The organism is Jeotgalibaca ciconiae, from assembly GCF_003955755.1.
Taxonomy (GTDB): domain Bacteria; phylum Bacillota; class Bacilli; order Lactobacillales; family Aerococcaceae; genus Jeotgalibaca; species Jeotgalibaca ciconiae.
This window is the reverse complement of the sequence record NZ_CP034465.1, coordinates 544007-567979: the sequence shown is the minus strand read 5'-3', so window position 1 is coordinate 567979 and position 23973 is coordinate 544007. Positions and strand designations below refer to the sequence as shown.

Below are 23973 nucleotides of genomic sequence, written 5' to 3'. Positions count from 1 at the left end.
CAATGTCTAGCTTCCAAGTCCTGACCTAGTGAAAAAAAGATAAATTTGCCCCATTGCGCGCTTCGCTGCTCATTCAGGGTCAAATTTCCTATTTTTTCATAGGTCAAGGCGGACTTGTCCGCTTTTCTTATCGCAGGATACATTTGTGAATACAAGAGGAAACCACGTAGAATATCATGATAAATAACGAGCTGCTATGGTACTATCATAATAAAGAACCAACAAAGATTAAAAAGGAGAATAAAATGAATAAAATTCTCATCATTGAAGACGATTTAAACCACTTGGAACTATACAAATCATTTTTACTTCAATCGCAATTTAAAGTAGTGACAGCACAAAATGGAAAAGAAGCTTTAGAGATATTAGATAAACAAGCAGTTGACTTGATTATTACCGACGTCATGATGCCTGAAATGGATGGTTATGAATTCTCAGGCTTGCTGCGAGAAGCAGGTGATGAAACGCCGATTTTGATGATTACCGCTAAGGATACATTTGAGGATAAGAAAAAAGGCTTCCGGATCGGTATTGATGACTACATGGTAAAACCAATTGATGTCAATGAAATGGTTCTTCGTGTAGAGGCATTGTTACGGCGTGCAAAAATCCTTCATGAAAATGAATTAAGAATGGGCAATACGACCCTTTATCAAGAAACTTTGCAAATAGAAGAGAATGACAATAGGATGGAACTTCCTCAAAAAGAATTTCAATTACTATATAAGTTATTGGCATATCCAAATAAAATTTTTACTAGACAACAATTGATGGATGAAATTTGGGGATATGATTCCGATTCTGATGAGCGAACAGTTGATGTACACATTAAAAGACTGCGCGATAAATTGCATAAAAATATTGATTTTCAAATTGTGACGGTTAGAGGGCTTGGATACAAGGCGGTTCAAAATAATGAAAAATAAAATCAAATCAAATTTGTGGCTATATTTTTCCTTGGTTGTTTTTGCTTTAATACTCGTTTCTGCATCTGGAATTGCCTTGATTTTATTAATCGCGACTTACTTTGATATCATTCCAAAAGAAGGAGGGACCGTTTATTTAATTATTTTTATTGCTTTGTTTATTGCGATTATTAGTAGTGGTATCTCTTCCATTGTCGGCAAGAAATTCTTACAGCCAATTATTGAACTGAGAAAAAGCATGAAACGGGTGGCACAAGGAGATTTTTCTGTTCAAATTGAGGAAAAAGAAGCTGCCGGAGAGGTACAAGAATTGTATTCGGATTTCAATTTGATGGTAAGAGAACTTAGCGGAATCGAAACCCTGCGAAATGATTTTATCTCAAATGTTTCACATGAATTTAAAACACCCATTGCGACCATACAGGGGTATATTCAGCTTCTTCAAAATAAAAATATTACAGAAGAAGAACGAGATAGCTATTACAAACGAATTTTTGAAGGAAACCAGCAGCTGGCTACCTTGACAGATAACATTCTAAAGTTAACCAAATTAGAAACGCAGAGTATTGGCTATGAAGAGAAAGACTTTCGTTTAGATGAACAAATACGAGAAGTTCTTTTATTCTTACAACCAAAATGGGAAAAAATGAATGTAAATTTGAATATTCAACTAGATAAAATAATTTATTCTGGGAGTGAAGAATTGCTTTATCAAGTGTGGTTGAATCTATTTGAAAATGCGATTAAGTATAATAAGGAAAATGGAGACATCGTAGTAAATTTACAAGATGATAAATGGAATATCCTTGTGGAAGTGAGTGACGCGGGGATTGGTATTGAAGAAAGAAATTATGGGAAGATATTCGAGAAATTTTATCAAGAAGATAACAGTCGAAAGACAAGTGGGAATGGTCTGGGGTTGTCATTAGCTCAAAAAATTGTTGAACTTCATCAGGGAACGATAGGAGTAAAAAGCAAAAAAGAACTTGGAACAACCTTTACGATTACTTTGCCAAAACAAATATCGAGTTCATTATGAGTTCACATAAGTAGGATATAGTCATTTACGCATAGAGAATTCAAAAGGAGTTTCGTAAATGATTAGAATTGTAACAGACAGCGCTGCTGATATTACACTAGCAGAAGCAGAAAAATTAGAAATCGAAATTGTACCGTTAAAAATTACCTTTGAAGGAACAGAATTAAAGCAAGAGACGGAAGCGGATTATGATGAATTTTTCGAAAAGCTAAAAGTTGCTTCAGAACTTCCCATTACCAGTAGACCGTCACCGAATCAGTATATCGAGATTTTCAAGGATGCTGAGAAAAAAGGTCAGGAAGTCTTGGTCTTGACGCTATCAAGTGGTTTGAGCGGCACATACGAGAGTGCAGTACTGGCACAAAAAATGTCTACTTACAAAGAACATATCCGAGTAGTAGATACAAAACAAGCGATTCTAACACAGAGAATGCTTGTCGAATATGCTTTAAAATTAAGGGATAGTGGAGAGAATCTTGAAGCAATCGTGAACAAAATAGAAGATGTCAGAGAACGGATCGTTGTTTGTGGAGTCGTTGATACGTTGAAGTATTTAAAAATGGGTGGAAGAATTCCGAAAAGTCTAGCATTTATTGGAGAGACCTTGAAGATAAAACCCGTTATTATTTTGGAAAATACAAAGTTAAGAGAGTTAGCGAAGAAGCGGGGAACTGCGGCAGGTAAAAAACGTTTGTATCAAGAATTCGAAAAAGAATCAGTAGATCCTTCCTTTCCAGTCTATTTTGGTTACACATTAAATCGTAAGCAAGGACAGGAATTCATGAAGGAGACGGTTGAGAAATATCGATTAGCAGATGCAAAATTATTTCCCGTTGGAAGCGTAATTGGAACACATGTTGGGCCGGACTGCCTTGCGCTTGCATTTGTAAGAGAAAAATAGCTAGCTTTGATACTGTTCTAACTCAGGAACGCTACTGCGCCTTCTTAACAGAAATCGTGAAACAATAAGAAATGAAAGAGCCGGTATAAGCTAAATCGGTTCTTTTTATTTTGCTCAAATATTGTAAGAACATGTTTTCCATCCAGTGAAGCTTATTCTGAGTCCTCACTGGATGAAATAAGCATGAAATTTCATCTAGTGACCAAAAATGAACTTCTCACTAGACAAAAAAGCCTTTTACGGACTTATTTATTTACTATCAACAAGCCATTTCCTTATTCAAGTATTTTAATGCTTGCACGAATATTTTTAGTGTATACTATAAAAAAGATACAGTTTATAGGGAGTGAATACACTTTGAATCGGATTGATCATATTTTTTACTATATTAAAGAAGCGACGGATACGCTAACCGAAATGGACTTAGAAATGGGCCAGGGAGTTACAACGAAAATGGTAGCGGATTCGCTTCAGATTCAACGGAGTAACGTTTCCAAGGACTTGAATCAGTTGGTAAGAGAAGGCAAATTAGGGAAAACAGAAGGCCGTCCCGTTCGTTATTTTACGATAGCGAAAGGACCCCATCAACCGCTCACAAAACACGTTTCAAGTTACAAAGAGAGACCGATTAAACAAAATAAACAGCAGACAGAAAAATCAAGCATAGAAGATGTTTTTCGAACAATGATTGGTGCTAACAGCAGTATGAAAAATGCAGTCGATCAGGCAAAAGCCGCGGTTCTATATCCGCCAAAAGGTTTGAATACCTTGATTACCGGTCCAACTGGCTCTGGAAAGACTTATTTTGCTCATGCGATGTTCCATTACGCCCAAACGAACCACATTATCGATGAAGAAAAAGAATTGATTGTTTTTAATTGTGCTGACTATGCGAATAATCCCCAGTTGTTAATGAGTCATTTGTTTGGATACAGTCAGGGTGCTTTTACTGGAGCGACCGCGTCCAAAGATGGACTGATCCAACAAGCGGATCAAGGGATGCTTTTCCTGGATGAAATTCACCGGTTGCCGCCAGAAGGGCAAGAGATGATTTTCTATTTTATGGATACTGGAATGTACAGTCGGTTGGGAGAGTCCGGCAAAACACGTGCTGCAAATGTTCGAATTGTCTGTGCAACGACAGAAGATCCAAAGTCGACATTTTTGGATACCTTTATGCGACGAATTCCAATCATGATTCAATTGCCATCCTTCAAAGAGCGTTCTGTTAGCGAACAACTTGATTTAGTGAAACTGTTGGTAAGTCTTGAGGCAACTCGCATTCAGAAAAAAATCACTCTTACGGAAGATGTTGTGAAGGCCTTGATTGCCAGCGTGGGTTATGGAAATATTGGCCAGCTGAAATCAGGTATTCAACTGGTTTGTGCCCGTGGGTTCATGAATCAATTTGGACAAGAGCAAATTGATCTGACTGCTCGAGATTTACCTGAATCCATTCAAACTTATTTGGTTGGGAAATCTTCTAATAGCAGGTACCGATCTGCCTTATCGAAAATAACAGAAGCACAGATTACCGTATATCCAAATGAACCCTTTTACCAAGTCAAAACGGATGCCTATGAACTGCCTTATAATTTGTATGATATTATCGGAGATAAAGCCACATTATTAGAAGAAGAAGGATTGGACCAGGAATCGATTAATCAATACATTTCAACTGATATCAATGTTCATCTAAAATCTTTTTATCGGAACCACGGTTTTTCTTTTGAGACGGATTCGCGTTTGGCGGAAGTTGTTTCCAAAGAAGTCATTCAGTTTATCCATGAAGTATCGGGGGATATTGAAAAAGCATTGAAGACGACATTTAAGCAAAATTACATTTACGCGATTAGTTTACATATTAGTTCGCTGCTGAATAAAATCCAAATCGGGGAGATCCGAAGTTTAAATGAACGTATTAAAGAAATGGCTGTCACGTACACGACCGAAATTGAAGTGGCGACATTCCTAAAAGAACGGATTGCAGAGTTCTTTCAGGTGGAGGTACCGGAAATTGAAATCTACTATTTAACAGTATTACTGGTTTCCCTTCAAGAGGAAGAAGTGAGCGGCCGGATTGGTGTCGTCATTGTAACTCATGGAAATTCTACAGCGACCAGCATGGCGCAAGTGGCTGAAGAATTGCTTGAGTTAAGCGGGATTATTGCAGTAGATATGCCACTCGATATGTCACCGATAGAAATATATGAAAAGGTCAAGCAAGCGGTTATTCGAGCAAATGAAGGAAGTGGGGTTCTTCTCATGGTGGACATGGGTTCCCTGACGACCTTTGAAGAAAATCTGACAAAAGAAACGGGCATTCATGTTCGTACGATTGAGATGGTTTCGACACCTATGGTACTTGAAGCTGCTCGTAAAGCTTCGTTGGTGGATGCTGATATTGATCTCCTGCATGAAACACTTGATCGTTTTAATGGCTATTCAAGTGCAATGGTTGAAAAAGGAACCAAATTTCAGGAGATGCCGAAGCCGCCGGTAATGATTGCTATTTGTGCAACAGGGGAAGGGACCGCCCAAAAATTAAAAGAAATTATCGAAAAACCTTTAGCAAAGCAAAAAGATAATCAGTTGAAAGTCTTGACGAGCTCGATTCCTGATTTAAATAAGAATATAAAAATTTGGCAAGATCGCTATACGATTGTCGCAACGACGGGGATTGTAGATCCAAAACTCTCCGCACCTTTTATTCCATTGGAGAATTTCATTGAGAAAGATGCAGAAATCTTGCTGGGAAAAATTAACCACTTGACGAAAGTTCAACCGATGCAAGCAATTGAGGACAGCGGATCTGCAAAACGTTTGATTCATAATTTCTTGGAAGAACATTATACATTTTTGAATGCGAAAAAATTGATACAGCCGATTTGGGATTTTGTTGAAGAATGTGGACAACTACGGACACATCCAGAATCAGGCTATGCTTTCCATATCAATTTAGCCTTGCATCTAGCAGGCGTGATTGAGCGTCTTGTTCATCAAGATAGCTTATCAAATGTTGACTCACAGAATAATATCGAAATAGACCCAGAACTACTTCAAGTAATCAAAAAATTCGAAGGTACACTTGCTATACATATTCCAAAACCAGAATATGCTTATATCGCTTATTTCATTAAAAAAGAGAAAAGTATGTTGGAAGATATCGATACACTATTGGAGTAAATAATAAAAAAGATACACTAATACCGCAATGTATTAGTGTATCTTTTTTGTGTATCGATAAGAACCGTTGTTTCAAGCGCTTTTGACCTTTTTAAAATTGGCACGCTTTTTGCATATAGATAAGTGAAGGATACATATTGGTCCTGAGTTTATAAGGAAGGAGAGTCTATACGATATAGAAGGAGAATAAAATGGACATTCAGTTACTACGGATTGACGATCGACTGATTCATGGGCAGGTTGCGATAACATGGGCAAAAGATACGCGTATTAGTCGTATTATCGTTGTCAGTGATGAAGTAGCCGCTAATCCAATCCAAAAAGCATTGTTGAGTCAGGCAGCACCTCCAGACGTAAAAGCACATGTAGTTACACTGGACAAACTTATTGAAGTTTATTTTCATCCCCTGTTCTTAAATGTAAAAGTCATGCTCTTATTTACCAATCCCGCAGACGTTGTATCGATTTATAAAAAAGGGGTTTATTTTAACACCGTGAATATTGGTGGTATGAAATTTACAGATGGTAAGACAATGGTGACGCACTTTATTTCGGTAGATCAAAATGATATTGATGCCTTTCAGTACTTGGATTCCCAAGATATTGAATTAGAAATCAGGAAAGTACCGAGTGATCGGAAACAAATGTTGATGGATGTATTAAAAAAAGGAAATCATATTTAGGAGGGAAATGGATGGTTGGAATTATTTTAGCAAGCCATGGAGAATTTGCCGAAGGTATTCTTCAATCGGCTACGATGATTGTCGGAGAGCAAGATAATATCGCAGCGGTAACCTTGCTTCCAAGCGAAGGCCCAGATGACATACGACAAAAAATTGAAGAAGCAGCCACTAGTTTTGAAACAAAAGAGGTGTTGGTTTTAGCAGATTTGTGGGGAGGAACGCCATTTAATCAAGCAAATACCTTGTTTGACCAAAATCAAGAACAATGGGCTATTGTTGCTGGTTTGAATTTGCCAATGTTGATTGAAGCAATTACTTCTCGTTTTACAATGGAAAAATCACATGATATCGCCAAAGCAATTGTGTCAGTAGCAAAAGAAAATATCAAGGTGAAACCAGAAAGCTTGTATGAAGAGCCAAAAGCAGTTCAAGCAAATAATGGACCCAGACAGTCATTGCCTGCAGGAACCGTTGTCGGCAGCGGGAAGATTGATATTGGTTTAGCTCGGGTAGACTCACGTTTGTTACATGGACAAGTTGCAACAGCATGGTCGAAAGACGTGAAACCAACACGAATAATCGTTGTATCAGATGAAGTTGCTAAAGACGAATTACGTAAATCGTTAATCACGCAAGCAGCGCCTCCAGGTGTTAAAGCGAATGTTATTCCAATCGATAAAATGATTGAAATATGGAACGATCCCCGCTTTGGAAAAACTCGCGCATTGCTATTATTTGAAAATCCAACAGATGTTTTGCGAGTGGTTGAGGGCGGTGTGGGTCTGGAAGAAATTAATATCGGTTCCATGGCGCATTCAGAAGGAAAAGTTATGGTTAATAATGTGCTTTCTGTCAATAAAAAAGACGTAGATGCTTTGACTGCATTACGCGATAAAGGATTAACGTTTGATGTTCGAAAAGTTCCTTCAGATCAAAAGAAAAACTTATGGGACTTGTTAAAAAAAGCAAATTTTAATAGTAAGTGAATGGAATAAGGAGGGATTGTAAAGATGGATATTATTATGGTTATTTTAATACTAGTCGTAGCATTTTTTGCTGGAATGGAAGGGATTTTGGATGAATTCCAATTACACCAACCAATTGTGGCAGCTAGTTTAATTGGTATTGTTACGGGGAAACCCTTAGAGGGACTTCTTCTTGGTGGAACTTTGCAATTGATTGCATTAGGGTGGATGAATATTGGTGCCGCAGTAGCACCAGATGCGGCTTTAGCTTCGATTGCTTCAGCTATTTTAGTAACAGTTCACGGCGCAGGAATTTCAGAAGGAATTGCTTTGGCTATTCCGCTAGCAGTTGCTGGACAAGTTTTAACAATGTTTGTTCGTACAGTAACAGTGGCGCTTGCTCATGGTGCTGACAGAAAAGCAGAAGAAGGATCATTCCGCGGAGTTGAAATGTATCATATTGGTGCTTTAATGTTACAAGGGTTGCGTATCGCAATTCCGGCAGCGATTGTCTTGGCAGTGCCTGCTGAAATTGTAACAAATGCATTGAATAGTATTCCAGATTGGTTAACTGGTGGTTTAGCTGTTGCAGGTGGATTTATCGTTGCAGTGGGTTACGCAATGGTTATCAACATGATGGCAACACCAAAATTGTGGATGTTTTTCGCACTTGGTTTCGCAATTTCTGCAGTTGGCGATTTGAACTTGATTGCAATGGGGATTATTGGGGTTGTACTTGCATTGCTTTACTTACAATTTTCACCTGAATTCAATCAATCTAGCGGCGGTGGTTCTTCCAATAGCGGAAGCGGCGACCCACTTGACGATATCTTGAACGACTACTAAAAAGGAGCGATGATGAATAATGACTGAAGATAACTATAAATTAACTAAAAAAGACCGTTTGAAAGTCTTTTGGAGAAGTCAGTTCCTGCAAGCATCTTGGAACTTTGAACGGATGCAAAACGTAGGCTGGGCTTATGCAATGATTCCAGCGCTTAAAAAATTATACAAAACAAAAGAAGACCGTTCTCTAGCCTTGAAACGTCACTTGGAGTTCTTTAATACTCATCCATACTTAGCTTCACCAGTATTAGGGGTGACTTTAACCTTAGAAGAAGAAAAAGCAGCAGGTCGTGAAATCGATAATGCAGCCATTCAAGGGGTTAAAATCGGTATGATGGGTCCTTTGGCCGGTGTTGGTGACCCGATTTTCTGGGGAACACTTCGGCCTGTGCTAGGTGCTTTCGCAGCATCGCTGGCATTGAGTGAAAACTGGATGGGTCCAATTATTTTCTTCGTAGTTTGGAATGTTATTCGGATGGCTTTCCTATGGTACTCACAAGAGTTTGGTTATGTTCAAGGTGGTAATATCGCACAGAACTTAGCTGGCGGTTTGATGCAAAAACTAACACAGGGAGCTTCTGTTTTAGGGATGTTTATCATGGGGGTACTGGTGCCGCGATGGACAAACATGAACTTCCCGATGATCTTGAGTAGCGTGGCTGTTGATGAAAGCGATATGGTTGATTTTGCAGCTGTTGCTGAAGCAGCTAACGAAGGAGTACTGTCTGGCGATATGTTGCGTAACGTTGTTGGTGAAATCCAAGCAGGATTAAGCATCGAAGCTCAACAAGTAACTACACTGCAAAATACACTTGATTCACTTCTGCCAGGTATTGCACCACTAGGATTAACACTTCTATGTGTTTGGTTATTACGTAAGAAAGTAAGTCCAATTACAATTATTTTTGGTATCTTCGTAGTTGGTATTGCTGGTTATGTATTAGGAATATTTGGTTAGTTTATAGAAGTAAAGACCGATTAAGCTGAAACGATGCTACTGTTTGTTGTTATAAGAAAAAAGACTATCCCATCCACATAAAATGAGATGGGATAGTCTTTATTTGATTTTTCGATCCGTTGAAGAAGGAATTTGCAATTGTTTCCGATATTTGGCGATGGCTCTGCGAGAAACTGAAATCCCTTGTTCCTTCAGTAAAACTTCCAACTTTTGATCGGAAAGAGGATGTTGTTTATCTTCATTTGTAATTAAAGTTTGTAATACCGTTAGGACATCTTCACGAGTTTGTTCGCCATTTTCCATACGACGTGACAAGAAAGATTTTAATTCAAAAACTCCTCTGGGTGTTTGGATAAAAGTTTCTCGAACGGTACGACTGATGGTAGACTCACTTAAATGACAAATTTTGGCTAAGTCATTTAATTGAAGTGGTTTCAATCTATTTTCTATGTTCATGAAAAATTCCTGTTGATACATAATAATTGCCGTACCGACTTTTAAAACCGTTTCTTTTCTCTTCAACAAACTGGACTGAAGCTGATCAAACTCCTGTTTTTTCATTTGAACATAAGCTTGAACCTCTTTATCATCAACCGTTTTCATTTCATTTAAATAAGAAACGTTCAGTGTAAGCAACGGTGTTTTGTATCGTGTTTCTTTCATAACAAGCTCGCCATTGACAATCTCCACCATCAATTCTGGAACGATATAAGGAACGGATTTGTACCGTGATTCAAAAGATTCCGCAGGGGAAGTCGAGAGACGTTGGGCAAATTGATAAACAGCTTCAACTTCTTCCAGTGGTACATTATAGTGGGCAGCAATTTTTTTCCAACGCTTATGGACTAAGTCATCATAGTGTTCTTCTAAAACTAAATAAGCAATATCGGGTGCGAAATCCATACGCTCCGTCTTAATCATCAGACATTCTTGTAATGAACGTGCGCCAATACCTGCAGGATCAAGTTGTTGCAGTAAAGTGAGACTATCTAACAGCTCTATTTCGGTGGCAGCCGTTTCCTCTTGCGCTTCTTTGAGCGTTTTTGTCACGTAACCTCGTTCGTCTAGTTGCTCTACCCACCAAAATAGTAACTTACGTAATGGTGTATCGCGATATAGCAGATAGATTTGTTCTTGTAAAAAATCATATAGCGAAACGTGGTAAACAGAAGTCTGTTCGATGATCGCAGAAACATCGTTAGTGGAAAGGTTTTTTGCCGAAAGTTTTAATGGTTCAGTAAGATTCATTTCAATGAATGGATTACCTAATAAAACACTATTTAAATAGGTAGATAATTCCATTCGATTTAATTGAAGCATTTCCATACCTTGAACCAGATTAGGAATAAACGTTTGTTTTTGAGCTTGCTTCTGAATGTGTTGCTGATTAAACTCCATATTCAACCCTCTTTTCTATCTTCATTTTATCATAAGAGGCTGGCAAAAAGAATTGCTAGGCCTGTCGTGGTTCAAGCAAAGCCTTTCAAGTTGCACATAAGTTCATGGTATAATAGAAAATAGTAATTAATGACACATTTATCCAATGGAGGGATTTGCAAAATGGAATTTGTTAAATTAAACACGGGCATTCAGATACCAATTGTAGGAAGCGGAACAAACACGTTTGGAAAAGAAGACGGTGATTATAGCGGCAAAATCAATGGTGACACAACGGAATTGATTCAAGCAATCAAAGCTGGTTACCGACATTTCGATACCGCGATTTCTTATCGAAATGAAAGCGTTGTAGGCGACGCTATTAAAGAAAGCGGCTTTGAACGTGATGATTTCTTCTTAACATCCAAAATACCCGGAAGACCGGAATACACCAACAGCGAAAAAGCCGTGATAGAAGCGGTTGAGTCGAGCTTGAAAGCGTTTAGGACAGACTATATTGATTTGTATTTAATTCATCATCCATGGGAAAATCTAGAAGAGATTGTTTCAGTATGGAAAGTTTTGGAGCAATATGTTGATCAAGGGACCCTTAAAGCAATCGGAGTTTCGAACTTTGATGAAGCTCAATTAAGCCACCTATTGCAACATGCACGCATCAAACCAGCTGTAAATCAAATAGAATCACATCCAGGGAAATGGAATCATGAAATCATTCATTATTCCTTAGAACAGGGAGTGATTCCAGAAGCGTGGGGACCATTATCCAGAACAGACGATGCAGCAAAAGAAAAACTAACCAAAATAGCTAATAATTACAAGAAGACTTGGGCGCAGGTAATCCTGCGTTACCAAATCGAACGAGGCGTAATTGTTATTCCAAAATCACACAATTCAGAAAGGCAAAAAGATAATCTGGCAATTTTTGGTTTTAGTTTAACGGAAGAAGAGAAAAACGAGATTGCAGCATTATAAACGAAAAGGTTGAGGCGTAAGCCTCAGCCTTTTCGTTTATCTTGTAATATCGCATAGTAGATTAAACTGACTAAAAAACAGTTTATGCAACAAAAGCAACCAGTTTTGAAAGAAAAGTATGTGGGCGCTTACAAGTTGGGTACAATGTAAATGTAAGAAAAGCAAATACTCATTGGAATATTTACTTAATCTTAGCTGGGTATAAAAATCTATTTTTCCTTGATTAAGAAAAATGGGATTCAGTAACAGCAAGCTTTGTATAACACTAAGATTTAGAATGGAGTGAGTCGTTGTATAAAATTTTGGAAGGCTGTTAATGAGTGTCTGATTGACAGGATATATATTTGTGAGGAGGAAGTTTTGTGAAAAATAAAAATTTGAGAATTGTAGCAACGATTGTCAATCTATTATTAATTGTACTACTTATTGTTGGTCACTACTACGCAGGAAGGTATTCTCAGGTTATCTCAACCTATTTAGGTCATGAGACAACTAAGGTTATCACTTCAGATGAAGAAATAGATTCTGAATACTATAAATCAGACTTTTCAAGCCAAGAAGAAGCAATCGAATATAGTGAAATGGTCACTCATGAGATTGGAAAAGAATCGATTGTATTATTAAACAATAATAATTCAGTGCTGCCATTATCGAACGATGAAGTAAATATAACTGTATTTGGGCAGAATTCTGTTGATTTTGTTTATGGTGGTGAAGGTGCAAGTTCTATGGACAAGTCAAAAGCGATTCCATTAGAAGAAGCTTTATCATCAACAGGATTTAATGTCAATCCAACATTGCTTTGAATTTGCCCAAAATTTATAACAACACTTTATATACCAAAAGCTCGAGGAATTCACATGTGGAAAACATGGAAGCCTCGAGCTTTTTGACTGTCCACAGCAAAAATCTGTGGACAAAATGCACCCTGTTGCGTGTTATAATTGATTCACCACAAAACAAAAAAACAGAACAGGAACTGAGGTTATTTTACCATGAATTCTACAGAAATCTACCAAACAAAACGAAATATATTTACTTATGCGGATAAGTTGACCAAAGGTCTCCCAAAACCAAGAAAGAAATTCTACAGCGATATTTTATTTGGGATGTCTAAATCTCAAAGTACGTTGTTATCAAACATCGCTCGTTCATTGGAGGAGGACATTGATTTGATCTACACCATCAAACGGTTATCCCGCAATGGGTTTGAGAGCGACGATTTGAACCAGGTCCATCAAAACTATTTACATACCGTCAAAACAGCGATCCCGGATGATCCTTTAATCATTGTGGACGAATCCGATATCATTAAGCCGTATGCCGAGAAAATGGAACATTTGTCCCTCGTGCGGGACGGCTCCAAAAATGTCATTGAAAAAGGGTATACCACCATCAATTTCTCGATGGCTACCCCGAAAACGAAACACCCCATCCCACTCTATAATCATCTCTATTCTTCTCGGGAAGAACTCTTCCAGAGCCAGAATTTCGAAATAGCTAAAGGCTTTAATACCGTCCATTCTTTTCTGGGAGGAAAGAAAGCCACTTTTGTCATGGACCGAGGGTATGACAGTAACGCGATGTTCCAGTATGTGCACAACATCGGTCATTTCTTCGTGACCCGATTGATGGACACGCGTACCTGCTTCACCGAAATCGACGGATAAAGGTGCCTGACCTAGCGAAACGCCGCAAAGGAAAAATCAATTTCAGAACCGAAATCCAGGGAAAAGAGTATAACCTGAAGGTTAGCCATATAAAGGTCGAACTGCCGGTCTTAAAAGGCACGCCCCTCAATATGATTGTTGTTTATGGCTACGGTGAAAAACCGATGAAGCTGTTAACCAACCATGCCGTCAAAAGCAAGGAGGATGTCCTTCGCATTCTGAAAGGCTACATCACCCGTTGGCGAATTGAAGAGCTGTTCCGCGTCCAAAAAGAAGAATTTCATTTGGAGAAAACCCGAACGATGACGTTAAGCTCGATGCGAATCTTGTATACCATCATGAACTGCATCATTGGTCATTATTCCCTTTCCATCGAAAAAAACACCTGCCACACACAGGTCGTCCTTGCACGTGCCCGCCCCTCCAATGCGTTGGCAAAAATAAAGTTCTATCTTTATCGATTCATCCGAGGGGTCAGCAAGATTCTTTCCTATGATACCGCAGGTATCAAATACTTCCATCGGATTGAACAGCGATCAAGTCAACTGTCTTTGTGGTGAATGGCGAACTTAACTATTTTTTTAACGCGCTGAAAAGGGCGTTCTATTTGTGTGTCTTCTTACAGTGTTTCAAAGAAATTCATACCAGTGTCCCATTGTCTTCCTCCTACATGCTCGATTTAGAGGCTGCCCTGACGTAAAAAAGGGCAAATTCAAATGTATATCAAACCAAATTAATTTTACTTGTATGGCTGAAGGCTCGTTGCTTGTGGGTATGGACATTATGGATTTAACGAGTTTATTTGGTAACGCTATTGATAATGCTATCGAGCATGTTCAGAAAATTGAAGATAAAGATAAGCGATTAATTACGCTTAAATTAACGAGTAAAGGGAAAATGGCAGTCCTTCGAGTTGATAACTATTGTATTGATGAATTAGATATGGTGGGTGATTTACCTAGAACATCTAAAAGAGATAAGGAAAATCATGGGTATGGATTGAAAAGTATCCAGTATATTGCAAAAAAATATAACGGAAATACGACTATTAATTTAGAAGATAATTGGTTCACTTTAAGTGTCGTTTTTCCAATCATAAAGTAGCGTGAGTATTTGCTCGCGCTTTTTTTAATAGACTAGGGGATTATAAGTTCAGCCATCAATGTCTAGCTTCCAAGTCCTGACCTAGTGAAAAAAAGATAAATTTGCCCCATTGCGCGCTTCGCTGCTCGCTAACGCATATCATTCGACTAACCCGCTGAAGCGTGAAGTCTCCTGACAATTCAGGGTCAAATTTCCTATTTTTTCATAGGTCAAGGCGGACTTGTCCGCTTTTCTTATAGTTGGCTTTCTATATTTTTCGATAGCAGAGCAACGCCATCTAATAACCGTTTAGAGAGCAAAAAGCAGGTTGTTCAAAAACCGCCTTTTCCTGAAATTTAGATAAAAACTGACCTAACTGCTTGGCAGATAGCAAGTACCACTCCTTTCCTTAAAAATACAGACGGTTGTATAATTAAATGACGAGAGTGGGAAAAAAGGCGTTCAGCCCCGAATCACTGGAGCGAATAAGCGCAAGATGGTTGCAGACCATCTGAGCATGATTCGTGAAGTGGACGTCGGGGCTGCCTTTTTGAGCACATTTACGCTACATTATTCGGGTATAGGAAAGAGGCTGGGAGTTTTTTCCCAGCCCCGTCATTTTTAAAATAATTAATGTATTTGTTTAAAATACTGTAATGCAATGCAGCCCAATCCAGTATGAGAGCTGACAGTCGGCACGAGGTCAATTAATTCAATGCTTGACTTTGGAAAGAGGTTTTTAAGCATTTCAACAACGTCCTTTCCTTTCTTTATATCATCAACATGCGCAACCACAATATGGTATTGCTCAGGTTTTTCTTTTATTTCTTTCATCATTTCGTCCAATACAAATTGAATGGCACGCTTGAAGGTGCGTAATTTTTGTACGACCTCGATACGTCCTTTCGTTTTCAAATTTACTTCCAATACAGGCTTGATTTTGATGAGGTTTCCAATAATGGCACTAGTTGAAGAAAGCCTTCCTCCTCGCGCAAGATGCATCAAGTCGTCTGGAATGAGGATGGTGTTAGCGTGAGCGACTACTTCCGCAAGCGTCTCTTTTATTTTTTCTATTTCTACGCCTTCATCATGCAATGACTTGGCAAGCTTCAGAAGATAAAACTGAATAACAGCGGTTGTCCCAGAATCAAAGTGATGAAAGGTAAGGCCCAAACTAGCAGCTGCCGTGTACATAGCATTTGTTGTGCCGCTTAAACCCGTACAAATTGGAATCGCAAAAATATCTGTATATCCTTTTTCTTTTAAAGATAGAAATAACGCTTCGATATCTGCCATGACTGGCAATGAAGTAGTAATTCCCTGATTCTTTTGCAATAGCTTGTATACTTCTTCGTAAGAAATATCTTCAAATTCTTTAAAGCTCGCTTGATCAGTTATTAATTGCAGAGGAACACTGTAACATCCAAGTGCTTCCATTTCTTCTACCGATTTTCCGGTTCCGCTGTCTGTAACAAATGCCATTTTCTTCAAATTTTTTTCCACCTTTTTAATAAATAGTCTGTCAATAAAAGATTGCTATAACGTTTCTGCTGTGTTAATGAAATGTTAGTATGGAATCAAGTGATCCCTCGTATTAACGATTGTACAAACTTCATCAACATATTCTTCTACTATCATTTTTTGAAAATTAACTTTTTTCTATTTTATTATGAAATCTTCTGACCCATACTGGAGAAATTTCTCGCTTTATAAAGGGAGTTCGCTACTTTTATCAAATTCTCTTCTTTCTATATGATATCAATTGTTTTTCCTCTTTTCCAATTTATTTTAAAGTTGTCTTACGAAAGAAGAAGGTTTAATCCTGATATATTTATGATTGTTTTTTCAAAAGCAGGTGAATGTGCTATTATGATTTGACGTAAGTAGTACAGGAAGGTAAAAAAACGATAAAAGAGGCATAATGAGATGAAGAAAAAATATTTCTTTTTTGATATAGATGGAACACTAACTGACAGAGCGACCAATCAAGTAATTTCAAGCGCACGAAAAGCACTGGAACAACTGCAGAGAAATGGCCATGAAGTTGCTATTGCGACTGGCCGGGCACACTATAAGGCTCGAAAGGTAATGGAAGACTTATCTTTAAAAAACATGGTGTGTTCAGGCGGTGCTGGAATTGTGGTAGATGGAAAACTGATTAAAAACAGCCCATTAGAATTGGAGAAAGCTAAAGAAATTATCCTTCAAGCAGAAGAATTAGGATACGGAATTTTACTGGCCTTGGATGATTCGATAAATGTATACGCGAAAAACAATCGTTTCAGAGAAGTAGTGGGCGATCGAAAAGAACCAACGGAATATGTGATTGATACTCAACTAGATTTTACTGCTTTAACAGAAGTTTTAAAAATTTACCTTGCAATCCCAGACAATGAAGAGCACTTACTCGATAAAAAAGATTTATTAGGAAATCTACGCTTTGTTCCAGACTATCTCATGTTCCAACATGATGATAAAAAGCGAGGAATCATAGACATGATGAACATATGGGAAGCTCCGATCGAAGATGTGGTTGTATTTGGAGACGATTTGAATGATTTAGTCATGTTTGATCCTGCATGGATGAATATTGCGATGGGAAATGCAGTAGAAGGTCTGAAAGCAAAGGCCGATTATATAACCGATCCAAATATTCATGATGGTATTTATAAAGCCTGTAAAAAATTTGGTTGGATCTGATAGAAGTAGGGAAACGATTAAGGACTTATCTGGTTGTACTTAATTTTGGATAATTAACCAAATAAGGATTATATTTGCCTTCAAAACTGATACAATGAATATGTATTTCAAAAAAACGGAATATGGGGATGAAAAATGAATAAAAATAAACTAGATATAAAAATACTTTCTTACCTATTAGTTATCTTTTTCTTGATGCTATTATATAGCTACTTTGATTCTTTTATTGGTATGTTTCAATTATTAATTGATGTGATGAAGCCACTGTTTATAGGTGCATTGATGGCGTTTCTTCTAAACATCATTGTGGTTCGATTGGAAAGATCCATCTTATCGAAATTAAAAGAAAAATATCCAAAATTAAGTAGAGCGATTAGTATTCTTTCTTCTATATTAATTGTTGTTGCAGTTATATATTTGATTATTAATTTAATAGTTCCACAAGTTGCTACAATTGTCACGAGACTCGTGAGTGGAATTCCGTTGCTGTTGACGCAAGTGCAGGATTTTATTCTGGAAAGTGATACCGAATTTTTAGTAGAACTTGTAGGAGATAATCTTGTTTCAGACTTTAATAATCTAGCACGGCAAGCAATTGATTTTGCGACAAATAGCGTGAATCAGTTACTCACCTCTTCCATTCAGATTATTGGAGGCGCCACAAGTGGAATATTCACCTTTGTTATTGCATTTTCATTTGCGATGTATATTTTAGCAACAAAGGAAACAATCAAACAGCAAATCAGAATATTGGGAACAGCGTTTTTACCAGCAAAGCTATATAAACAAGTTGCCGGTCTATTGTTGATTACGAATCAAACATTCGCCAACTTTTTTGTTGGACAAGTTACAGAAGCAGTTATTTTAGGGACCTTATGCATGATTGGAATGACAATTTTCCGATTCCCTTATGCTCTTGCCATTGGCTCTTTTATGGGATTTACCGCATTAATTCCAATGTTTGGTGCCTGGATAGGAGCTGCAGTCGGTTTTGTATTGATTGCTTCACAGAATCTGACACAAGCACTTGTGTTTCTTGTCTTCATTATCATTTTACAGCAGTTAGAGAATAACTTGATTTATCCAAAAGTAGTTGGTACAAGTATTGGCATCCCAGGCATGTGGGTATTAGTAGCTGTTACGATTGGTGGCGGAATAGGAGGAATTGTTGGGATGCTGTTAGGCGTTCCAGTTCTTGCGACTATCTATCAAATTATTACTCTTATAACCCGTAAAAGATTGAGAGACAAACAGAAATTGGAGGAAAGTACTGTTGTTTCTAGTGAATAGTCCTTCCTAATGTTTTTTAGGAAAACGACTTATGAAGAATGATTTGATTTTTATACCATAATGAATGTGCGAAACGAAATAAAATTTGTTTCATTAGAACAAAAAAGCCAGTCCTATGATTAGGATTGGCTTTTTTATAGACTAGGGGATTATAAGTTCAGCCATCAATGTCTAGCTCCCAAGTCCTGACCTAGTGAAAAAAAGATAAATTTGCCCCATTGCGCGCTTCGCTGCTCATTCAGGGTCAAATTTCCTATTTTTTCATAGGTCAAGGCGGACTTGTCCGCTTTTCTTACATGAGCTGGACTTGCCGGCTAGACATAGAAGGCAGATTTTTTTCATGAAGATGATAAAAATTAATCAATTATATATCTGTTTTGAAACGACCAACATTCTATTCGAAGCATATTCTTTATTTAGGTAATCAAAATAGGTTCCTGGCGATATCAAACCATTTACTTTATCGATACCAGCTCCACCGACTACATAATCTACAAGCTTGACACAGTTAGATCCTAGAACAAAATAGCTTTTAAAACTTCCTTTTTTGAATTTATAAAATTTACTGGGAACCCTGTGATGAAGTTTTGCAGAGTAACTATCGTTTTCGCCAACAAAAGCAGGTGGATTCCATGGAATTGTCTGTTCATTAATTAATGATAAACGCTCTCGAACAGCTTCTTTTTGTATCTCTGTCAACCGAAGTCCAAAACCAAATAGAGTTTTGTTGCTTTCTTGTATAGCAAAGGGGATATAGGTCTCTCTTTCAGCAAAAAACAACACACCATCGCCAACCGACTCAAAAAGCCGTAAGCTATCCGCATCGTAGTTTCCATATGAAATACAAATTCCATCAAAGTATAAATCAATATGACCGATTGCTCCAAATCCCTTTTCGGTAATATGAACAAATATCTCCAAATCATAATCGTTTTCGTCCTTACTCTCCATATAATCAGGAATCGCATCAATTTCTCGGTCAGCATCTACTTGCAAAAAAGAATTGACATCGTTGAGTACAATTCTGGGAATCAATGCTTCAATAAATACCGGCAGAGTAAAGCGAATCCTTCGTTTTAATTTTTCTTTCTGAGAAGGAGGTGTGATTTCTCTCGCAGCATCACCCAGCAAGGTTAAGCTGTAAAGAATAAAGTAAATCGAAATAAGGTTCATCACAAAAGCACTGTATAAAAAAGGCGAAAAAATTAACAGTCCACCGATTATAAAATAGATCAAAAACATAATAAGGGATCGGTAGCGACTCATAACATTATTGCGAAGAGCTAGGATGTAAGTGATACAGTGAACGGTACCTAAAACAAGAAAATAGATTCCACAAATAAATCCAAAAATAGAAACGGGTAAATTTGGATAAAAAAGAATAACAATCCCAATACCACTTTCTAAAATGGCACGAGAGAATGATAGTTGCAGCTCTTTTTGAGTTCGTTTATTTATAAAAATTCGAAGTATGTTTAATATGCCTGTTGCCGTGATGCTTATCCCAACTAATTTAAAGATTAACTGAAGAGCAAAGGTCCCGTTATGAAAAAGCAGAAGACCCGTTAGTAGTAAAAAAAGCCCGGTAAAAAACTCATAGCTTGCGTTCATTTTTCTTTTATACATTGGTTCACCTCATCGGTATACTCATTTTCTAGAAAAAATGTGACAATCAATTTCATAGAGTAGACTAGCGATTTTCACTATCATTTCCCTAGAAACTCTTTCACTTTTTCAATCTCAGCCACTGTGATTTCATGACCGGTATCCAATAATAGAGATTCTGTATTCGGAAATACTTCCTTTAATTTTTTAGCAAGACGAAGTCCATCAGCTGGAATCGATAAGGTATCTGTTGCACCAATGGTTAGGAAGATGCGAGTAGTAGACCCTTGACTAAACTGATAATTTAAATTAGAAGGGTGTAATAAAATAACTTGATTCGCTATGTCAGGTCGTTGCTCCAGAATTCCTAAGATGAAATTCGCACCATTCGAATGACCTAAAAAAGTGGATGTTGCATTCTTTGGCTTGATAGAATCCCATAGTTCCAGGAAGGCTGTTACTTTTGCATCAAAATCTTCACGGTTTAAAGAACCGTTTTCGAGTGGTTTGAAATAGCGGCGTTGTTTGCCTGTACCTTCATCGCCTAAAAAGCTGATGATGGATGCATAGGGATCAATGTCACCTGCTTGTTCCAAACGATTGTATTCGTTACCGCCTGTACCGTGGAAAAGTACAAAATACTCGTTTAGATTGCCAGGTATGGTAAGATATTCCATAAGAAAACCTCCAATAAAGAAATGTAGGGATGTGTTGAAATCCATGAATAAATCAATTATACACCATGTTTCAGTTATAAATCGAGATGTGAGTAAAACCTATGAATTCTATCATGATATCTTAGGATTAAGCTTATTGCTTAAAACAGTTAATCAAGATGACATCAGTATGTATCATTTATTCTTTGTTAATAAAGACGGTCAACCGGGTACAAATTTTACTATTTTTGAAATGCAAGATGGAATGGACCGAAAGTTTGGAACAAACGGGATCGAGCGTATCGTATTTGCGGTACCATCTGTTGAATCTTTGTATTTTTGGGAGAAATACTTGAACGAGTTGGACTTATTTAACTGTGAAATTGAAGAGTATAATGATTCAAAAATCTTGCGTTTTGAGGATTTTGACGGAGTGCAGTTAGGTTTTGTACCCGCAAGATATGACAGGAAAGTCTATACCGGCAAGGGAACAGAAAAGATTCCCGACGAGCATGCGATTATTGGCTTTGACTCCGTTCACCTGCGTGTGCGTTATCCAGAGGCTTCAGCCATATTATTTAAACAGTTTTTTGACTTGTCTATAAGCAAAACGTTGGATGATGAAGTAATGGTTTTATCAAGTGAAAATACCTTTTTAAATCAAGAGATTCATTTAATGGAAGATAAAAAATCTCCATTAGAAGTGATGGGGATTGGCGGTAGTCACCATCTTGCTATCACGGTCCAAGATAGAGAAGAGCTAGAAGAAATTGATGCTAAAATCAATGAGCGAAATTTTAAAAGTTCAGGAATAAAGGATCGTGAGTTCTTCCAATCAACTTATTATCGGGAGCCAAATAATATCTTGATAGAAGTTGCAACACTTGAAGGACATGTGCCAAAAGTGGACCACGAAAAGTATGCTTCCTTTGATGAAATCCCTTTGCAATTACCAGAATTTCTAGAGGCGCGAAGAGGCTTCATTACAGACAATTTAAAACGGTTGTAGGGGGGTAGAAAATAAAACAACCTATCCAAAGAAAATAACATGATTAATTTCACATAATGAGAGTTCTTCTATGGAAATTGGTTGAACTTGAGGGAAAATCCGGCGGGAAATAAAAAAAGAAGCAAATTGAGAAAAGTCATTGACTCATTCTCAACTTGCTTTTTTTGAAAGCTGGATTCAGATCAGAAAAAGGAAGTCCGAATACTTAGTTCGTTAATTCTTCTGGAATAAACCAATAGTTATCGGTATTTACTTCTTCCATTCGTTCTAAAAATTCGTCCGAACGATAAGCTTCTACAATAGCATTTGCCCATTCTGTTTCAGCATTTTGTTCATCAACAACAGCGTGTAAAATTAAATGAGGCAAAATATCTTCATTCAACAAGCTGTCATTTGAACTCATTCCTGCAGCATAGAGCATGCTTCCGGGAATGATTCCATAATCCAAATCATCTAGAGAACGAGGGATTTGGGCAGAACTCATTTCCACGATTTCTAACTGATGCGGATTTTCTACAATGTCACTTGTTGTTGTTTGCATTGCCTCTACGGATTCATCCAATGTAATCCATCCGGCTTTTTCTAAAAGTAGGAGAGCACGTGCTGCATTGGAAGCATCATCGGGAATACCAACTTGGTCGCCATCTTGAACTTCTTCAATGGATGCTCTCTTTTCTGAATACATACCAGTTGGTACAGTCGGAATTGGCGTAATTGCTACAAGACTTGCATCCGCTTCAGTATTGAAATTATCCATATAAGCAGTATGTTGATCTACGTTTACATCAACTGCGCCTTCTTGAAGAGCAACGTCTGCCGATCTTAAATCGGAAAACTCAACTGCTTCAACGGTATAGCCTTTGTCTTCTAGGATCGGGACGATATCATCTAAAAATAACTCGCTATAGGGACCAGGAGAAGTTCCGACAATGATGTTTTCTTTTGCTGCCGCTGCTCCATCCGAGTCATTTCCGCCACAAGCTGTTAATACCAATGTTGATAAGGCTAAGATTGCTAATGAAAATTTCTTTTTGTTCATGTTCGATTCTCCATTCACTTTGTAATTTTTTAATACTAAACCGCTAATTATCTCAGTCCTTTCTGCATATTATGTTGACGGAAAACAAAAAAAGCCCCTAAACACAGGAAAATACCTGTCTTTAAGGGCAAAGAAACATCTTTACGGTTCCACCTTAATGTGAAAAAATCAATTTTTTTTCACGCTCAATCTGGTACGGATAAAAAAATACCAGTTTGCTGTAACGGGCAACCCCGACATCATCTAAAAAATTCAATGATGGGACTCCAAGATGCACTTCCAAACATCAAAACAAATCCTTTCTCACCAACCGGACTCTCTTTATTGCTTTTTCTGTCTGTACTTTTCTTTTCAACGTCTTTTAAATATTGAATACAATATAGCAGAACAATGATTCTATGTCAAAGCAAATTCTAATTGTTATTTAATTTAAAATTCATTTTAATTGCGTTTTATAATCTTAGCAGGAATCCCCACCGCTGTTGAATGAGGCGGAACATCTGTCAAGACAACAGCTCCGGAACCAATTTTGCTGTTATGACCAATTGTTACATTACCGAGAATTGTTGCTCCAGCACCGATTTCTACATCATTTTCGATAGTAGGATGGCGTTTGACTCCTTTTTCTTTACCCGTTCCTCCAAGGGTAACGCCGTGATAAAGTTTTACGCGTTCACCAATGATTGCTGTTTCGCCAATCACCACCCCCATACCATGATCAATAAATAAATAATTACCAATAGTCGCACCAGGATGAATTTCAATACCGGTTTTGAATTTTGCTCGTTCGGACAGCCATCTCGCATAGGTATATCTTTTTTTCAAATAATGTTTATGTGCGCGTTGATGTTTTTTTAATGCCTTGATACTTGGAAAGAGAAAGAATGCTTCCCAGACGCTTTGGCATGAAGGGTCTTGCTCATAAATATAGATTGCTTCATTTTTCCACTTTTCAAACCATTTTATCATCGTAAATACCTGAAGAGAGCTGCCTTTATCCTGACTAGAGGAGAGTACGGTGACATCCTTCTTTTCCTTTCTCAATAG

General features: G+C 37.6%; 22 protein-coding genes and 1 other annotated feature. Of the genes, 16 read left to right on the top strand and 6 right to left on the bottom strand.

Annotation, left to right across the window (positions count from 1 at the left end):
- Nucleotides 1-245 precede the first annotated feature (245 nt).
- The 8 genes from EJN90_RS02585 to EJN90_RS02550 all read left to right on the top strand — a co-directional run bounded on the left by EJN90_RS02585 (nt 246) and on the right by EJN90_RS02550 (nt 9504).
- Complete coding sequence (locus tag EJN90_RS02585) at nt 246-926, top strand: response regulator transcription factor (RefSeq protein WP_126108737.1); 681 nt, start codon at nt 246-248, stop codon at nt 924-926.
- Complete coding sequence (locus tag EJN90_RS02580; protein ID WP_126108736.1) at nt 916-1965, top strand: HAMP domain-containing sensor histidine kinase; 1050 nt, start codon at nt 916-918, stop codon at nt 1963-1965. Before EJN90_RS02585 ends, EJN90_RS02580 begins: the two co-directional genes overlap by 11 nt.
- A gap of 58 nt (nt 1966-2023) precedes the next feature.
- Nucleotides 2024-2866 carry a DegV family protein gene (locus EJN90_RS02575; protein WP_227872558.1) on the top strand — a complete coding sequence of 281 codons (843 nt, stop codon included), beginning with the start codon at nt 2024-2026 and terminating at the stop codon, nt 2864-2866.
- A gap of 357 nt (nt 2867-3223) precedes the next feature.
- A complete protein-coding gene (locus EJN90_RS02570) occupies nt 3224-6052 on the top strand; it encodes a sigma 54-interacting transcriptional regulator (protein WP_164543982.1) in 2829 nt (942 codons plus the stop codon).
- 191 nt (nt 6053-6243) lie between these two features.
- The gene (locus EJN90_RS02565) at nt 6244-6735 is read left to right on the top strand and encodes a PTS sugar transporter subunit IIB (protein WP_126108734.1); all 492 of its coding nucleotides are present in this window, start codon (nt 6244-6246) and stop codon (nt 6733-6735) included.
- 11 nt (nt 6736-6746) lie between these two features.
- Nucleotides 6747-7721: a PTS sugar transporter subunit IIB gene (locus EJN90_RS02560; protein ID WP_126108733.1), complete on the top strand. Its 975-nt coding sequence runs from the start codon at nt 6747-6749 to the stop codon at nt 7719-7721.
- A 24-nt stretch (nt 7722-7745) separates the two neighbouring features.
- Entirely contained in the window at nt 7746-8546 is an 801-nt protein-coding gene (locus EJN90_RS02555; RefSeq protein WP_126108732.1) for a PTS mannose/fructose/sorbose transporter subunit IIC, read from the top strand.
- A 19-nt stretch (nt 8547-8565) separates the two neighbouring features.
- The gene (locus tag EJN90_RS02550; RefSeq protein WP_126108731.1) at nt 8566-9504 is read left to right on the top strand and encodes a PTS system mannose/fructose/sorbose family transporter subunit IID; all 939 of its coding nucleotides are present in this window, start codon (nt 8566-8568) and stop codon (nt 9502-9504) included.
- A 99-nt stretch (nt 9505-9603) separates the two neighbouring features.
- Here EJN90_RS02550 and rpoN read toward each other — a convergent pair whose 3' ends face one another.
- Nucleotides 9604-10902, bottom strand: coding sequence for an RNA polymerase factor sigma-54 (gene rpoN, locus EJN90_RS02545; RefSeq protein WP_126108730.1), 1299 nt, complete (start codon nt 10900-10902; stop codon nt 9604-9606).
- Between the two features lie 162 nt (nt 10903-11064).
- On the opposite strand from rpoN, the gene EJN90_RS02540 reads away from it, so the two are divergent.
- The 5 genes from EJN90_RS02540 to EJN90_RS02520 all read left to right on the top strand — a co-directional run bounded on the left by EJN90_RS02540 (nt 11065) and on the right by EJN90_RS02520 (nt 14648).
- On the top strand, nt 11065-11874 hold the full coding sequence (locus EJN90_RS02540; RefSeq protein WP_126108729.1) for an aldo/keto reductase family protein: 810 nt from the start codon (nt 11065-11067) through the stop codon (nt 11872-11874).
- A 362-nt stretch (nt 11875-12236) separates the two neighbouring features.
- Complete coding sequence (locus EJN90_RS02535) at nt 12237-12680, top strand: glycoside hydrolase family 3 protein (protein ID WP_126108728.1); 444 nt, start codon at nt 12237-12239, stop codon at nt 12678-12680.
- 189 nt (nt 12681-12869) lie between these two features.
- Nucleotides 12870-13544, top strand: a complete 675-nt coding sequence (locus EJN90_RS02530; protein WP_126108727.1) for a hypothetical protein — start codon at nt 12870-12872, stop codon at nt 13542-13544.
- Between the two features lie 2 nt (nt 13545-13546).
- A complete protein-coding gene (locus EJN90_RS02525; RefSeq protein ID WP_126108726.1) occupies nt 13547-14104 on the top strand; it encodes a hypothetical protein in 558 nt (185 codons plus the stop codon).
- Between the two features lie 208 nt (nt 14105-14312).
- Nucleotides 14313-14648 (top strand): ATP-binding protein, encoded by a 336-nt coding sequence (locus EJN90_RS02520; protein ID WP_227872602.1) that lies wholly within the window; start codon nt 14313-14315, stop codon nt 14646-14648.
- A gap of 609 nt (nt 14649-15257) precedes the next feature.
- Here EJN90_RS02520 and EJN90_RS02515 read toward each other — a convergent pair.
- Nucleotides 15258-16109 carry a DegV family protein gene (locus EJN90_RS02515; RefSeq protein ID WP_227872601.1) on the bottom strand — a complete coding sequence of 284 codons (852 nt, stop codon included), beginning with the start codon at nt 16107-16109 and terminating at the stop codon, nt 15258-15260.
- Nucleotides 16110-16553: 444 nt separating this feature from the next.
- On the opposite strand from EJN90_RS02515, the gene EJN90_RS02510 reads away from it, so the two are divergent.
- On the top strand, nt 16554-17327 hold the full coding sequence (locus EJN90_RS02510) for an HAD-IIB family hydrolase (protein WP_126108723.1): 774 nt from the start codon (nt 16554-16556) through the stop codon (nt 17325-17327).
- Between the two features lie 135 nt (nt 17328-17462).
- Nucleotides 17463-18617 carry an AI-2E family transporter gene (locus EJN90_RS02505; protein ID WP_126108722.1) on the top strand — a complete coding sequence of 385 codons (1155 nt, stop codon included), beginning with the start codon at nt 17463-17465 and terminating at the stop codon, nt 18615-18617.
- A gap of 360 nt (nt 18618-18977) precedes the next feature.
- Here EJN90_RS02505 and EJN90_RS02500 read toward each other — a convergent pair whose 3' ends face one another.
- Together EJN90_RS02500 and EJN90_RS02495 are read right to left on the bottom strand one after the other, a co-directional pair.
- Nucleotides 18978-20243 (bottom strand): HdeD family acid-resistance protein, encoded by a 1266-nt coding sequence (locus EJN90_RS02500; RefSeq protein ID WP_126108721.1) that lies wholly within the window; start codon nt 20241-20243, stop codon nt 18978-18980.
- Nucleotides 20244-20323: 80 nt separating this feature from the next.
- A complete protein-coding gene (locus EJN90_RS02495; RefSeq protein ID WP_126108720.1) occupies nt 20324-20899 on the bottom strand; it encodes an alpha/beta hydrolase in 576 nt (191 codons plus the stop codon).
- A 43-nt stretch (nt 20900-20942) separates the two neighbouring features.
- Between EJN90_RS02495 and EJN90_RS02490 the strand changes: the two genes are divergently transcribed.
- Entirely contained in the window at nt 20943-21887 is a 945-nt protein-coding gene (locus EJN90_RS02490) for a VOC family protein (RefSeq protein ID WP_126108719.1), read from the top strand.
- 205 nt (nt 21888-22092) lie between these two features.
- On the opposite strand, the gene EJN90_RS02485 is transcribed toward EJN90_RS02490, so the two are convergent.
- On the bottom strand, nt 22093-22926 hold the full coding sequence (locus EJN90_RS02485) for a MetQ/NlpA family ABC transporter substrate-binding protein (protein ID WP_126108718.1): 834 nt from the start codon (nt 22924-22926) through the stop codon (nt 22093-22095).
- Nucleotides 22927-23046: 120 nt separating this feature from the next.
- Nucleotides 23047-23290 (bottom strand) — a binding site (T-box leader).
- 77 nt (nt 23291-23367) lie between these two features.
- Nucleotides 23368-23895, bottom strand: coding sequence for a serine O-acetyltransferase EpsC (gene epsC, locus EJN90_RS02480; protein ID WP_126108717.1), 528 nt, complete (start codon nt 23893-23895; stop codon nt 23368-23370).
- Nucleotides 23896-23973: the final 78 nt, after the last annotated feature.

Coding starts and splice junctions, on each gene's coding strand:
- EJN90_RS02585 (WP_126108737.1), top strand. CDS start 246: ATGAATAAAATTCTCATCATTGAAGACGATTTAAACCACTTGGAACTA.
- EJN90_RS02580 (WP_126108736.1), top strand. CDS start 916: ATGAAAAATAAAATCAAATCAAATTTGTGGCTATATTTTTCCTTGGTT.
- EJN90_RS02575 (WP_227872558.1), top strand. CDS start 2,024: ATGATTAGAATTGTAACAGACAGCGCTGCTGATATTACACTAGCAGAA.
- EJN90_RS02565 (WP_126108734.1), top strand. CDS start 6,244: ATGGACATTCAGTTACTACGGATTGACGATCGACTGATTCATGGGCAG.
- EJN90_RS02560 (WP_126108733.1), top strand. CDS start 6,747: ATGGTTGGAATTATTTTAGCAAGCCATGGAGAATTTGCCGAAGGTATT.
- EJN90_RS02555 (WP_126108732.1), top strand. CDS start 7,746: ATGGATATTATTATGGTTATTTTAATACTAGTCGTAGCATTTTTTGCT.
- EJN90_RS02550 (WP_126108731.1), top strand. CDS start 8,566: ATGACTGAAGATAACTATAAATTAACTAAAAAAGACCGTTTGAAAGTC.
- rpoN (WP_126108730.1), bottom strand. CDS start 10,902: ATGGAGTTTAATCAGCAACACATTCAGAAGCAAGCTCAAAAACAAACG.
- EJN90_RS02540 (WP_126108729.1), top strand. CDS start 11,065: ATGGAATTTGTTAAATTAAACACGGGCATTCAGATACCAATTGTAGGA.
- EJN90_RS02530 (WP_126108727.1), top strand. CDS start 12,870: ATGAATTCTACAGAAATCTACCAAACAAAACGAAATATATTTACTTAT.
- EJN90_RS02515 (WP_227872601.1), bottom strand. CDS start 16,109: ATGGCATTTGTTACAGACAGCGGAACCGGAAAATCGGTAGAAGAAATG.
- EJN90_RS02510 (WP_126108723.1), top strand. CDS start 16,554: ATGAAGAAAAAATATTTCTTTTTTGATATAGATGGAACACTAACTGAC.
- EJN90_RS02505 (WP_126108722.1), top strand. CDS start 17,463: ATGAATAAAAATAAACTAGATATAAAAATACTTTCTTACCTATTAGTT.
- EJN90_RS02500 (WP_126108721.1), bottom strand. CDS start 20,243: ATGTATAAAAGAAAAATGAACGCAAGCTATGAGTTTTTTACCGGGCTT.
- EJN90_RS02495 (WP_126108720.1), bottom strand. CDS start 20,899: ATGGAATATCTTACCATACCTGGCAATCTAAACGAGTATTTTGTACTT.
- EJN90_RS02490 (WP_126108719.1), top strand. CDS start 20,943: ATGAATAAATCAATTATACACCATGTTTCAGTTATAAATCGAGATGTG.
- EJN90_RS02485 (WP_126108718.1), bottom strand. CDS start 22,926: ATGAACAAAAAGAAATTTTCATTAGCAATCTTAGCCTTATCAACATTG.
- epsC (WP_126108717.1), bottom strand. CDS start 23,895: ATGATAAAATGGTTTGAAAAGTGGAAAAATGAAGCAATCTATATTTAT.